Genomic DNA, 14,089 nt, shown 5'->3' with positions numbered 1-14,089 from the left:
ATACTTTATAATCTTTAAAAATCAATATGCGGTCTGATCATTGCGATAAGTTTTCGGTCAATGCTGACCGGATTTTTGGCTTCTTTTCCCTTGATAATCGTTTTTATTTCTATTGTCTCATCGCTGTGACTTATTAAAATTCCAACCAGGTCTTTTAAGCCTTCCCACGGAGCAAAAAAGGAAATATCAACTTTACTTCCATAAGCTGCTGTAAAATCTTTATCTTTTTTCAACGGGCGGTCAATGCCGGGTGATGAAACTTCCATGTAATATTTCTCTTTAATCGGGTCTTTTTCATCTAAAACTGTAGTCAGTTTTTCACTTACTAATTGGCAATCGTCGATTTCAACTCCACCCGGTTTATCAATGTAGATACGCAGATACCAATCTTTTTCACGCACATATTCTACATCTACCAAAGTCAGATCGGTACCATCTAAGAGCGGCGTTACCAAATCAGCAATCAAAGCTTCCAGAGCTTCCTTCTGCACAATACTCACCTCCGGTCTGTAATTTATCTTAAATAAGCGGAAAGAGCGGGCATAGCACCCACTCTCTCAAAAGAAGTCATAAATTTTCTGCTTATATTATACCACCCTGTAAGATTAATTACAAGTTTTTTGTTAACTTCCCTACAATATATATGGCAAAATTCAAACTTTTATCAAGCCCAGTCACAAATTTCAGTTTTTCAGAAAAACAAATTCCTTTGCGGTGGACTGCTCCTTCTGATATTTATATCCTAACCGGTCAAATTTTTTTGTGTCTTCAATGTGTAAAATATTATGCTCGGCACACCAGCGCACCATTTCACCACGGGCCATCTTCGCTTCAGTAGCTTTAACCTTTACTTTACCGTCCTGCCAAATGCCAAAAATACAGCTGACATATTCCACTTCCGGCGTCAAATATTTTTCTATAACTTTACTGTATTCTTTTGATGCCAGGTTAAGAATGCTTTTATCGTTTTGCGTCAGCTCAAAATAAAGCCTGCTTCCCCAAAAGTCATACAGATTTTTACACCCGGCAGCCGGCAACTTTGCCTGCATCTCCAAACGATAAGGAACAACACCGTCCATTGCTTTTAAAATACCATAAAACCCTGATAAAATATTTAAATGTTCTGCCACATAATCAAGCTGTGCATTTTCAAAAACACGCGGTGCCATATATTGATACTGGATACCGTCATAAGCCAATACTGCCGGGGTAAGATTAGCACGCAGACGCATAGTCTGTAAACGTTTATAGTTTAATGCCGCAATCTCATCGTTACATTGCCACAACTTTTTTAGATCATCATACTGCATCTTTCTCAGCTCTGCCAGTAAAATTTCTGTATCTTTTAAAAAGCGCGGTTCTGCCGCAGAAACAAGGTCATCATTATCAATACGCATTTTTTTTGCTGGGGAAATAATTATCTGCATCGTATCCTCCTGCAAGTATTTATCAAAAAGCGCGTTCCTTATACAAGAACGCGCTTTTGATTCTTAACCTTTCAAATAGGCTAAAATTTCTTCAGCATTAGTATCAGGATTAGCATTGGGATATGCTTTTTCGATCATACCTTTTTCATCAACGATATAAGTCGTTCTCACTACTCCCATTGATACCTTGCCATACAATTTCTTTTCCTGCCATACATCATAAGCTTCGATGGCCTGACGTTCAGGATCAGCTAAAAGAATAAAAGGCAGCTCCTGTTTCGCGGCAAAATTAGCATGAGATTTTACGCTGTCTTTACTGATGCCGATAACCTCAATGCCCATTTTTTTATACTCACCGTAATTATTGCGAAAAGAACAGGCCTGACGTGTACACCCCGGTGTAGAATCCTTAGGATAAAAATAGACAACTACTTTTTTCCCTAAAAAATCCTTCAGGCTCACAATATTACCATCTTTGTCCTGCAACGAAAATTCCGGTGCTTTTACTCCTGCTTCTAACATACTAATCGCCTCCTAATGTCAGAATAAATCTATCTGATCTGTTTCAGGCAAATCCCCTAAGGCTCCGTGTTCTGCCAATTTTTCAACTACAGCTTTACCAACCTTGGCTCTTACCCGCAGATCTTCCTGGGAAATAAAAGGATGACCGATTTCTCTGGCTTCGCTGATACTTTGAGCGGCAGTAACACCAATTCCTCCCAAAGCAGCAAGCGGCGGCCTCAATCCCTTTTCAGTGACGGTAAAACGCGTCGGATGGGATTTATACAAATCGATACGTTCCATTTCAAAACCACGAGCCAGCATTTCAATCACCAACTCCAGATACGTCACCGTATCTTTATCTCTGTTACTTGCTTTATAGCCCTGTGCATAAACATCTTTAATATAACGTTTCATATAATCAACGCCTTTGACAACATGATCCATATCAAAGTCCGGTGCACGCACAGTAAAGTATGCCGCATAGAATTCACGTGGATAATGCACTTTACAGTATGCTATACGATAAGCCATCATAACATATGCCACTGCATGCGCCTTCGGAAAAAGATACTGGACCTTATTACAGGATTCAATATACCATTCCGGCACCTTTGCGGCACGCATCGCTTCAAGCATGGGTGCTTCCAGACCGCCTTTAGCTGCCTTGCCTTTACGAACATATTCCATAATTTTAAAGGACATACTGGGATCTACGCCTTTCGCGATCAGATTAGTCATAATATCATCACGCGTCGAAATCGTTTCCTCACTGGGTTTACCCTCGCGAATCAGATCCTGCGCATTGTTCAGCCATACATCAGTACCATGCGAATAGCCTGATACCCTTACAACCTGACTGAAATTTTTAGGCTGAACATCCTGAATCATCTGCCGTACAAACTGTGTACCACATTCAGGAATACCATAAGTGCCAACGGCACTGCCGATCTGCTCAGGTGTTACGCCGAAAGCCTCAGTCGAACGGAAGATAGACATAGTTTTTTCATCGCCGACGGGTATCTGCTGCGGTGGAATATTTGTCAATTCCTCCAGCATTTTGATAACCGTCGGATCGTCGTGACCAAGTATATCAAGCTTAACCAGACGGTCGTTGATCGAGTGATAATCAAAGTGAGTAGTTACTGTTTCCGAATCTTTTTCATCGGCCGGTCTGTTCATCGGCGAAATATAATGAATATCCATATTGCGCGGTACAACCATGATACCGCCTGGATGCTGGCCAGTAGTTCGTTTAATACCGGCAAAGCCTTCTACAAGACCTGCAACATGTGCCGAATGCACATGCAGATTTTTTGCCTCATAATATTTTTTGACATAACCAAAAGCCGTTTTGATAGCAATCGTTGAAATCGTACCGGCGCGACAAACATTATCGCGTCCGAAAAGTTCTTCTGTATATTTATGTGCTGTCGGCTGATAATCTCCGGAAAAGTTCAAATCAATATCAGGTACTTTATCACCATGGAAACCCATAAACACTGCAAACGGAATATCGTGCCCATCACGGATCATCTCTGTACCGCACTCAGGACATGCTTTAGCAGGCAAGTCAAAACCTGACGCAACTTCTTCTTTCATGAAGAACTCGCTGTGTTTACATTGTGGACAGCGGTAATGCGGTTTCAGCGGATTGACCTCTGTAATATCGATCATAGTCGCTACAAAAGAAGAACCGACAGAACCACGGGACCCAACCAGATAACCATCGTCCAAAGATTTTCTTACGAGCTTATGTGCAATATAATACAGAACTGAGAACCCATGATTGATAATGGAATCGAGCTCCATTTTCAGTCTGTCGCTGACTACCTGAGGCAGATTTTCACCATACCATTCGTGCGCACGCTGATAAGACATTTCCTTGATAGCTTTTTCTGCCCCAGGTATAAATGGTGAATACAGCTGATCACGATCAGGAACAGGTTTGATTTTTTCTACCATCTCCGCAATCTTATTCGGATTGGTTACACACAACTCATAAGCAATTTCTTTACCAAAATACTCAAATTCCTTGAGCATTTCTTCTGTTGTCCTGAAATAAAGAGGTGCTTGCTGATCAGCATCAGAATAATTTTGCCCAGCCTGCAGGATAGCCCGCAGCTGCGCGTCCTCCGGATGCAAAAAATGCACGTCACAGGTAGCGACAGTCAACTTACCCAGCTTTTTACCAAGTTCATAAATTTTCCTATTATGCTCTTGCAGCTGTTTGACTGTGCAGCGCTCCTGTCTGACTAAAAACATATTATTTCCGGTTGGCTGAATTTCCAGATAATCATAAAAAGAAGCTATTTTCTCTAATTCTTCATCGGGACGACCTGCCAAAATAGCCCTGTACAGTTCACCAGCTTCACAGGCAGAACCCAGGATCAAACCCTCGCGATATTCTTCGATAACCTCACGCGGCAGCATCGGCCGTTTATGCAGATAACGCAAATGACTGATTGTTACCAGTTTATACAGATTACGCAGACCTGTTTCGTTCTTTGCTAAAATGATAATGTGGTTATTTTTGACCTTCTTGATACGGCTTTTCTTGATCGTATCCGTCGGCTCCAGATCGATATCATGGCCGTCGTCGTTCATCAAATAACCTTCCATACCGAAAATCAGCTTGATATCCGCTTTTTCAGCTACATCAAAGCAGAACGGAAAAGCCTGTACAACGCCATGATCTGTGATGGCAAGAGCTTTATGCCCCCATTTTATCGCTGTCTCCACCAAATCTTCCATTGGTGTTACGCCATCCATCTTACTCATTTTTGTATGACAATGCAGCTCGACACGTTTAACTTCAGCGTTATCCATACGTTCTTTTTTAGGAACAGCTATAATACCCTGAGGACTGATGACCATTTCATCAAACAAAAATCTGTCAGGAGCAACATTACCCATAATACGCAGCTGCATCCCCGGTTTGATCTTCTTTTTAAACTGCAGACATTCTTCCAGATTTTCAAAACGCATTCTAACATAAAGTCCACTCGTTTCATCACTCAAATTAAAAGTGAGCATCACATTGCCGGTACGCAGGACTCGCTCAATAAAAGCAGTCAGCTTACCGTCCTTATCAATGCTTTTTACAAAAGCACCTTCTACTACGACTCGATTTTCTTCTTCGATAACGTCGATCATCGGCCTGGGCTTACCTTTAAATGCTTTACCAAAAATAAGGCCGTCTGCTTTTTTATTCCCTCCATAGAGAAGGTTATAAGCCTTTTCATAAGCATCGTCTTTACGCTCTGCCTCACACGAAGGTACTGCTTCAAATGCGGCAGCTTCTCCTATTTCAACTGCTTCAGGTTCTTCCGGCGGCAAAGGAATTTCTTCACGCTCCGGCTCTACCTGCACAGACTTATTTTCTGTTTCAAGCTTATTTTCTGTTTTAACCGATTCAGCCACAACGGAAGTTTCCAGCAGATTTGTCTGCTGCAGCTCCACTTTTTTTAAATTAAAAGCAGCGGTAAGCTTATTTGCCACCGCTGCAAGTAAAGTTTCTGTCACGGGAGCAACTGCTTTATACTCTATCTGCCACACGGCAGCCTCGATATCCATAAAGATTTTCTCCGGCTGGATTAAACGAGCACGCAATAATTCTGCTTCCGTTAAGGACTGCTCGGCTAAAAAAGCAAAAAATTTATTTTTATCAGGAACAATACAATATTTCGCCTTCATGCTTGCGTCCTTTCTTACCAATCAACCAACGTTCTCTAAAGTAATGATGCCTTCAATACTTTGTAAACCGCGAATAATATCAATATCATCTCTATCTTTACTTATTTTGAGATACAGCTCTAAAACTACCTCATTTTTTCTGGAGTTGTTTTTTACGTTTAAAGTGCGTACCTTCACGCCATTTTCAGTCAAATACGCAGTAATATTCGTTATAATACCGGGTTCATTTTCGGCAACAATCCGAATAAAGCGGCGGGCATTTCTACTGCTGCCGGCAAAACGTTTTTCCCAGCTGTGAAAAGTTACCAAAGTAACCATCATTACCGCCGTAGAACCAATACTTAAAACATACATCCCAGCACCGGCAGCCAACCCAATGGCCGAAATCATCCACAAGCTGGCAGCTGTTGTTAAACCACGTACGGTAACTCCCTCATGCATTATCGTACCGGCACCAAGAAAACCAATACCGCTAACTACCTGTGCAGCAATACGGGAAGAATCACGATTGCGCGGGAATTCTTCCCCATGCATAGGGTAATCATCATAACCGTACATAGAAACCAGCATAAATAACGCCGCACCGGCACAAACTAAAATATGTGTTCTAAAGCCAGCCGGTCTATCGCCGCTGCCGCGTTCGATGCCGACTATTCCGCCTAAAAAAGCGGCCAATAATAGACGAATAAGCATCTCCCAATCATGAGAACTCATTATCGGCACCTCCTTACTGTCAGTTTAATCTTTTATTTTGAAAAAGCAAGTTCTGCGATAATATTTTTGATATCTTGTACGTAATCGCCATCTAAAGGCAAATATCTGATCTCGCCTGTTTTACGAATTTTAACTTCCAGCTTACCTTCAGTCAATGTTTTCGGCCCAACTACAACGCGCAGCGGATAGCCGATCAGATCAGCATCTTTAAATTTAACACCGGGGCGTTCTTTGCGATCATCGATAACTGTTTCCAGACCTACTTTTTTCAACTGCATATAAATTTCTTCAGCTTTCGCTGCAGATGCTTCATCTTTTGTATTAACAGGCACAACCAGCACATGATAGGGTGCTATTTCGATTGGCCAGATGATACCATTGTCATCATAATTCTGCTCAATAGCAGCCGCCATCGTTCTGCTGACACCGACACCATAGCACCCCATTACCATAGGCTGCTCTTTACCGTTTTCATCAAGATAGGTAGCTTTTAAAGCAGAGCTGTATTTAGTAAACAGCTTAAAGACCTGCCCTACCTCGATGCCGCGGGCTTTGCTCACTTCGCCGCCGCAATGCGGGCACGGATCCCCTTCCTGAATAAGACGGATATCTGCTACATATGTTGGTGTAAAATCACGGCCCGGGTTAACATTGATGAAATGGTACCCTTCTTTATTAGCGCCGCAGCAAACATTATGCATTTTCATAACAGTAGCGTCAACAACTACTATGACTTTTTTATTATCGATGCCAACAGGGCCCATATAACCGCCGACAGTACCAGCAGCAGCTAATTGTTCCTCTGTCGCCATTTCCAGGTCAATAACGCCGCAGGTATTGATAACTTTGATTTCATTGACTTCGTGATCGCCACGTACAAAACAAAGAATCAAACCTTTTTCACTGTTATAAGCAACAGCTTTAACAGAATGGTCAACAGGAAGTTTTAAATAAGCGCACACATCAGCAATAGTTTTACAGTCTGGTGTTACTACCTCTTCTTTAGTCAGCATTGCTTCTTCTTGAGCTTCCAAAGGAAATAGCTCTGCTTTTTCAACATTGGCCGCATAATCGCAGCTGGTGCAGAAAACAATCTCTGCTTCACCACTGTCGGCAATTACCATAAATTCATGGGAACCACTGCCGCCGATAGCCCCGGAATCAGCTTCAACAGGGCGGAAGTTCAGGCCGCAGCGCGTAAAGATATTGGTGTAAGCATCGTACATATCCTGATAAGATTTATCAAGACCAGCTTCGTCACGATCAAAGGAATACGCATCTTTCATAATGAATTCACGGCCGCGCATCAAACCGAAACGCGGGCGACGTTCATCACGATATTTATTTTGGATTTGGTAAACACTAAGCGGCAGCTGGCGATAAGAACGAACATCACCGCGGATCAAAGTCGTTACCATTTCTTCATGTGTAGGCCCAAGGCAGAAACAGCGATTATGACGATCCTGCAACCTGAACATTTCCGCACCATATACATCCCAACGTCCGCTTTCCTGCCAAATCTCAGCCGGCTGTACAATAGGCATCAAAAGCTCCTGTGAACCTTTGGCATCCATTTCCTCACGTACTATTCTTTCTATTTTTTTCAATACACGCCAGGCAAGCGGCAGATAAGTATAAATACCACCGGCAGCTTTACGCATAAATCCGGCACGCAGCATTAATTGGTGACTAACAACCTCCGCCTCTGCAGGTACCTCACGCAAAGTAGGAGCATACAGTTTGGAAACTCGCATTATTTCATCTTCCTCTCAACCAAAATTTTCTTAATTTCATCAAACAGCTCGTCAACTATTTTATCTTCGCTGACTTTTTTTATGATCTCGCCTTTGCGGAACAGCAGGCCCTCGCCAATACCGCCGGCAATGCCTATATCGGCCTCCCTGGCTTCACCAGGTCCATTAACTACGCAGCCCATAACTGCAACCGTAATTGGTTCTGCTATTTCGTCTAAACGGCGTTCGACCTCTAAAGCAAGCTTTTCCAGATTGATTCTGGTCCTGCCGCAGGTTGGACAGGAAATCAAAGTCGGCCCATATTCTCTAAGCCCCAAAGCTTTCAAAATATTATAAGCAACCTTTACTTCATTAACCGGATCCCCGGTAAGCGAAACACGAATCGTATCGCCAATACCTTCCGCCAATAACGTACCTATACCAACTGCCGATTTTATAATCCCGGAATTAACGGTACCAGCTTCAGTAATCCCCACATGCAGCGGATAATCACATTGAGCAGCTAAAAGCCTGTAAGCCGCAATCGTTAATGGTACGTCATGTGCTTTCAAAGAAATTTTGATATTGCGATAATCAAGTTCTTCTAAAATATGAATATGACGCCAAGCAGCTTCTACTAATGCTTCTGCTGTCGGATGCCCATATTTTTCCAATAAATCCTTCGGCAGTGAACCGGCATTAACACCGATACGAATAGGTATATTTTTTATTCTGGCCGCTGCAACTACCGCTTCTACCTTTTCACGTCCGCCAATATTACCAGGATTTAACCGAAGTCCGTTGACACCGGCATCTATAGCCGCCAAAGCAAGCTTGTAATCAAAATGAATATCAGCTATTACAGGAATCGGGCTCTGCGCAACTATTTCCCGTAAGGCCTGCGCTGCAGGCATATCAGGTACAGCACAACGAATGACATCGCAGCCAACTGCCGCCAGTTCCTTAATTTGTTTCAAAGTCGCTGCAGCATCGTCGGTCCTCGTATTAGTCATCGACTGTACTGAAACAGGAGCATCACCGCCAATAAATACAGATCCCAACTGTAATTGTCTGGTTATTCTGCGCTTCATAAAGACACCTCTTTATTTTATCGGCTGATGTCGTTAAACACCGCCAAAACAGTAATACTTAGAATGATCGCTACGCCAACCATTTGAATAGCATTGGTCGCACGCGCTCCTAAAGGCTTGCCACGTACTGCTTCCAAAACTAACAGAACAAAATGCCCGCCATCCAAAGCCGGCAATGGCAATAAATTGATAACGCCTAAATTAATACTGAGAAAAGCAATAAAGTTCAGTAGCGGAAGCATGCCCTGATTTGCCATCTCCCCTGCCATTTTAGCTACGCCGATAGGACCTGAAACATCTGCCGGCGCCGCCCCGGTAATTATTTTCTGCAGACCGTCAATCATCGCAAATATAATATACTTAGTATAGCCAGCGCCCATGGTAGCCGCTTCAACAACGCCTGGCTGATATTGTTCATATGTAGGAGAAATACCTATCAAGGGCCTGCCGTACTGCGCATCATAGGCTGGCGTCATTTGATAATTTTTTACTGCGCCCTGATGCTCTGCCGTAACAGTAATCTCCTTATCAGGATACTTCTGCAAGGTAACTACCAAATCATTCCATGTGGCAATCTTTTCACCATTAATGGCAAGGATACGATCGCCTACCTGCAAGCCTGCCTGCGCGGCCGCCTTTTCTTCCATAATCGTGCCCAAAATAGGCTGATCGACTGGCTTTTGAATACCATTGATCATAAAAATACTGAAAAACAAAATTATCGGCAGCAGAAAGTTCATTAACGAACCTGCTAAAATAACCAACATTCTGGCAGGAATAGATTTTGACTTAAAAGAATCATCGCTGTCAGGCTCTTCCGGATCCATACCGGCTATTTTATTATACCCGCCTAAAGGAATAATTCTTAAACTATATAGGGTCTCACCAACTTTTTTCTGAAAAATGTTGGGTCCGAAACCAATGGCAAACTCGTCCACGCGCATGCCTGTCATTTTTGCCGTAATAAAGTGGCCGAATTCATGTACGGTGATCAAAACACCAAAAACAAAAATAGCCGCTAAAATAGTTGTCATGTCCGAGTTCCCCCTCTCATTACAAGTTTTTTAAAATTTCTCTGGTCAGCCTGCGAGTTTCAGCATCTGTCTGCTCTATATCCTCAATAACAGGCTGCAATATATTCTGATGTCTGACAATAATCTTTTCTATAGTCATCGGAATATCAAGGTATTTAATCTTATTGTCCAAAAATGCGTAAACAGATTCTTCATTAGCAGCATTAAATGCACAAGGTAAGGTACCTCCTGCTTTACCACATTCGACAGCAAGTTTCAGTGCCGGAAATGCTTCCAAATCAGGAGCTTCAAACGTCAATTGACCTGCTTTTACTAAATCCAGCTGTCCGAAAGCATTATCAAATCGCTCTGGATATGAAAAAGCGTACTGTATCGGCAAACGCATATCGGGCAGTCCCAACTGAGCCAAAACAGAACCATCCTGATATTCAACCAAAGAATGAATTACGCTCTGCGGATGTACAACTACATCGATTTTTTCATAAGGCATGTCAAAAAGCCAATGCGCCTCAATAACTTCCAACCCTTTATTAGCCAAAGTAGAAGAATCAACAGTTATTTTTCTGCCCATACTCCAATTTGGATGCTTCAAACACTGTTCTAAAGTCACATTTTCAAGCTCAGCTTTACTTTTACCACGAAAAGGACCGCCAGAAGCAGTTATCAGCAACCGCTTAACTTCCTGATGCTTACCACCTGCCAAAGCTTGAAAAATGGCACTGTGTTCACTGTCGACCGGCAATAAAGTAACATTGTGCTCTGCTACCGCACTCATAACAATACTTCCTGCAGCAACCAGCGTTTCTTTATTAGCCAAAGCGATGTCTTTACCATGCTCAATCGCAGCCAGAGTAGGTCTCAGACCGGCATAACCGACCATTGAAGCTAAAACTGTGTCAACTTCGCTGAACGTAGCCACTTCCAAAAGACCCGCTTCTCCTGCAAGGATTTTCGTCTTGCCGGTATAACGTTTTTTCAACCGCTCTGCAGCGGCCTCATCAGAAAGCGCCGCAATATCAGGCTGAAAAATATTAATCTGTTCTTCCAATAAAACGTCACTTGTATGTGCCGCCAACGCTCTGATTTTTATCTTATCAGGATTAGCTGCAGCAACCTCTAATGTCTGTTTACCAATGGACCCGGTACTGCCAAGCACGGAAACATTTTTCATTTTGAAGCCTCCGAATAATATAATCAGTGTGTTTTAGTCAACAAAACCGAAAACACTAAAACATAATAGCCAAGCGGTATGGCAAACAACAAGCTGTCACAACGATCTAAAACTCCACCATGGCCTGGAAAAATCTTACCAGAGTCTTTAACGCCAAAGGAACGTTTCAAAATCGACTCTACCAAATCTCCCAGCGGCGCAAAAACAGCTACGCATAAACCTAATGCAGCTGCCTGTACTATCTCCATATCTAACACCTTTACTCCCAAATAAACCATTACAGCCAGACAGCCGATAAATCCGGCTGCAGCTCCTTCTACAGATTTATTAGGACTGACATTTGGACACAACTTGCGTTTACCGATCGCACAGCCGACAAAATAAGCAAAAGTATCACTGGCCCATGTTCCAAGCATAATCAGCCAGAAAAAACATTCGCCGCCTTCGAAAACAAATGAACCAATAACCACCGGTTCAAATGGTAACTGCCTTAAAAGACCAAAGTGAAAAAACAGAATGCCGATATATAAAACCGCCATAACCGACAAACCAACATTCTCAACCAAATGACCTTTACAGTGCTTATGCAGGCCTTCCAGTAAAATAGCAATAATAGTTACGACCAGAAAAAGCGGCAGTGAATATAATGTATAAATAGAATCATCCAAATACATCAAACTTCCTACCAGCACCAAGGTCATAATACCGGACGAAAAATAAAAAACATTATAGCCTTTATTTTTGGCCATATTATAAAATTCCAGCCAGCCGATAGCTGCCAGTACAAATATTGCAGCATTAAAAAGCATACCGCCGCTATGAAGCAGCCATACTACTATCGGAACGCCTACCAAACCTGTCAAAATACGAGTCAACATATCTTTTACACCTGCTTAATTTATTTTGTCACTAACCCGCCAAAGCGTCGTTCGCGTCCCTGATATTCTTTGATTGCCTGCAAGAACATTTCAGGGGTAAAAGCAGGCCAATATGCATCTGTAGTCCAAATTTCCGCATATGCGATTTGCCACAGCATAAAATTACTGATACGATTATCTCCTCCTGGTCTGATCAAAAGATCAGGCGCAGGCAAGCCAGCCGTATAAAGATAATTTTCAAAAGTTTCTGCCTGTATATCTTCTACTTTCAGCAAGCCTTTTTCGGTATCTGCCGCAATACGCTGTATTGCCTGTAAAATTTCGGCCTGCCCACCGTAGTTTATTGCCAAGTTTAAAATAATACCGGTATTGTTTTTAGTTGCTTCCACAGCGTGGTCCATTTTCTGTTTTACAACTTCCGGCAAACCTTCACGTGAGCCCATAAAACGAACCTGAACATTATTTCGATTAAATTCTTCAATCTCACTGGTCAGATAACGGCTTAAAAGCTCCATAATAAAACTGACCTCAGTAACAGGCCGTTTCCAATTTTCTGTTGAAAAAGCATACGCGCTGATAACTTTAACACCAATTTTATCAGCAATTTTAACAATAGTTTTTAAAGTTTCAGCTCCGGCCTGATGCCCAAATGTTCGCACTTTTCCCTGCGCTTTAGCCCAACGGCCATTACCGTCCATAATAATTGCTATATGCTGCGGCACATTAGCCAAATTAATACCATCGATATCGATATTTACGTCAGGGTTTGTATTCTTCTTGATTTTGAACAAGCTGTTAAACACAAGCACACCAACCCTTCCCTGGAATAAATAAAACTGACAGACCCCCTCTAAGAGGGGGCCTTGCAGTCCTAAAAACTTAAAATCAAGGTTGTTTAATAGCACCTACAGGGCAAACACCAGCGCAAGCGCCGCATTCAACACATTCATCACCGATTTCATATTTACCGTCAGCTTCTTTAATAGCACCTACGGGGCAGGTAGAAGCGCAGGAACCGCAACCGATACATTCGTCTTTATTGATTACTAATGCCATTCTCCAGCACCTCCTTTCTATATTTTTTTACTGTTACAAGAGCTACTTTATTGTCAGACAGCAAACTCTGCCTAACCACATATTCAACAGCTATCTTCTCCGCCACAACTTCGTTTTGCCGGCGCGGCGGCTGCGTAGCAGCAACCGTATATCCGATCTCGGCAGCTTCCAGTCTGGCAATAGCTTCTGCCAAAGGCAGTGCCAACACATCAGGTATCAGCATCAGATCTCCATAACTTCCTTTTCTTTATTAGCCATGATATTATCGATTTCCTTGATAATTTTATCAGTCATTTTCTGAATATCATCAGTACCCTTTTTAGCTTCATCTTCAGTGATTTCTTTAGCCTTCTCTGCTTTCTTAACAGCATCGTTCGCGTCACGGCGCAGATTACGCACAATCACACGTGCATCTTCAGATTTTTTATGAACAGTTTTTACAATCTCTTTACGGCGTTCTTCTGTCAGCTGCGGCAGATTCAACCGAATTACAGCACCATCACTGTTAGGGTTTAATCCCAAATCAGATTTCATAATAGCTCTTTCAATATCCTTCAGAAGATTCTTCTCCCAAGGCTGGATAATGATCATTCTCGGTTCAGGTACAGTAACGCTTGCTACCTGGTTAACAGGTGTCGGTGTGCCGTAATAATCTACCATAACCTTTTCCAGCAGAGCCGGAGTAGCACGTCCTGCACGAACAGAAGCAAGATCTACGCGCAGTACGTCAGTAGTTTTGTGCATTTTACTTTCTGCTAATTCAATGATTTCTTTTACTGTTGCCATGA

At 42.5% G+C, this 14,089-nt stretch carries 14 protein-coding genes; all 14 read right to left on the bottom strand.

Annotation, left to right across the window (positions count from 1 at the left end):
* Positions 1-14: 14 nt before the first annotated feature.
* The 14 genes from PFJ30894_RS07705 to frr all read right to left on the bottom strand — a co-directional run bounded on the left by PFJ30894_RS07705 (position 15) and on the right by frr (position 14,087).
* A complete protein-coding gene (locus tag PFJ30894_RS07705; protein ID WP_125669493.1) occupies positions 15-491 on the bottom strand; it encodes a ribosome maturation factor RimP in 477 nt (158 codons plus the stop codon).
* A 192-nt stretch (positions 492-683) separates the two neighbouring features.
* A complete protein-coding gene (gene yaaA / locus PFJ30894_RS07700) occupies positions 684-1,427 on the bottom strand; it encodes a peroxide stress protein YaaA (protein WP_113077025.1) in 744 nt (247 codons plus the stop codon).
* A gap of 63 nt (positions 1,428-1,490) precedes the next feature.
* Complete coding sequence (gene bcp, locus PFJ30894_RS07695; RefSeq protein ID WP_021718393.1) at positions 1,491-1,949, bottom strand: thioredoxin-dependent thiol peroxidase; 459 nt, start codon at positions 1,947-1,949, stop codon at positions 1,491-1,493.
* An 18-nt stretch (positions 1,950-1,967) separates the two neighbouring features.
* Positions 1,968-5,624, bottom strand: coding sequence for a PolC-type DNA polymerase III (locus PFJ30894_RS07690; RefSeq protein WP_113077026.1), 3,657 nt, complete (start codon positions 5,622-5,624; stop codon positions 1,968-1,970).
* Between the two features lie 21 nt (positions 5,625-5,645).
* Entirely contained in the window at positions 5,646-6,338 is a 693-nt protein-coding gene (locus PFJ30894_RS07685) for an MgtC/SapB family protein (protein ID WP_021718391.1), read from the bottom strand.
* Between the two features lie 32 nt (positions 6,339-6,370).
* Complete coding sequence (locus PFJ30894_RS07680; protein WP_113077027.1) at positions 6,371-8,092, bottom strand: proline--tRNA ligase; 1,722 nt, start codon at positions 8,090-8,092, stop codon at positions 6,371-6,373.
* Positions 8,092-9,162, bottom strand: a complete 1,071-nt coding sequence (gene ispG / locus PFJ30894_RS07675) for a flavodoxin-dependent (E)-4-hydroxy-3-methylbut-2-enyl-diphosphate synthase (RefSeq protein WP_113077028.1) — start codon at positions 9,160-9,162, stop codon at positions 8,092-8,094. The genes PFJ30894_RS07680 and ispG overlap by 1 nt, the downstream gene beginning before the upstream one ends.
* A gap of 17 nt (positions 9,163-9,179) precedes the next feature.
* Positions 9,180-10,196: an RIP metalloprotease RseP gene (gene rseP, locus PFJ30894_RS07670; protein WP_113077029.1), complete on the bottom strand. Its 1,017-nt coding sequence runs from the start codon at positions 10,194-10,196 to the stop codon at positions 9,180-9,182.
* A 19-nt stretch (positions 10,197-10,215) separates the two neighbouring features.
* The gene (locus PFJ30894_RS07665) at positions 10,216-11,367 is read right to left on the bottom strand and encodes a 1-deoxy-D-xylulose-5-phosphate reductoisomerase (protein WP_021718387.1); all 1,152 of its coding nucleotides are present in this window, start codon (positions 11,365-11,367) and stop codon (positions 10,216-10,218) included.
* A 23-nt stretch (positions 11,368-11,390) separates the two neighbouring features.
* Positions 11,391-12,245 (bottom strand): phosphatidate cytidylyltransferase, encoded by an 855-nt coding sequence (locus PFJ30894_RS07660; RefSeq protein ID WP_125669491.1) that lies wholly within the window; start codon positions 12,243-12,245, stop codon positions 11,391-11,393.
* Between the two features lie 20 nt (positions 12,246-12,265).
* Entirely contained in the window at positions 12,266-13,048 is a 783-nt protein-coding gene (locus tag PFJ30894_RS07655) for an isoprenyl transferase (RefSeq protein WP_049896941.1), read from the bottom strand.
* An 82-nt stretch (positions 13,049-13,130) separates the two neighbouring features.
* Positions 13,131-13,301: an indolepyruvate ferredoxin oxidoreductase subunit alpha gene (locus tag PFJ30894_RS07650; RefSeq protein WP_021718384.1), complete on the bottom strand. Its 171-nt coding sequence runs from the start codon at positions 13,299-13,301 to the stop codon at positions 13,131-13,133.
* On the bottom strand, positions 13,282-13,524 hold the full coding sequence (locus PFJ30894_RS07645) for a hypothetical protein (protein WP_125669489.1): 243 nt from the start codon (positions 13,522-13,524) through the stop codon (positions 13,282-13,284). Before PFJ30894_RS07645 ends, PFJ30894_RS07650 begins: the two co-directional genes overlap by 20 nt.
* Positions 13,524-14,087 (bottom strand): ribosome recycling factor, encoded by a 564-nt coding sequence (frr, locus tag PFJ30894_RS07640; protein WP_021718382.1) that lies wholly within the window; start codon positions 14,085-14,087, stop codon positions 13,524-13,526. The genes PFJ30894_RS07645 and frr overlap by 1 nt, the downstream gene beginning before the upstream one ends.
* Positions 14,088-14,089: the final 2 nt, after the last annotated feature.

The organism is Phascolarctobacterium faecium (assembly GCF_003945365.1).
Taxonomy (GTDB): domain Bacteria; phylum Bacillota; class Negativicutes; order Acidaminococcales; family Acidaminococcaceae; genus Phascolarctobacterium; species Phascolarctobacterium faecium.
Note: the sequence above shows the minus strand (reverse complement) of the source record. Positions and strands in the feature narration are given on the sequence as shown.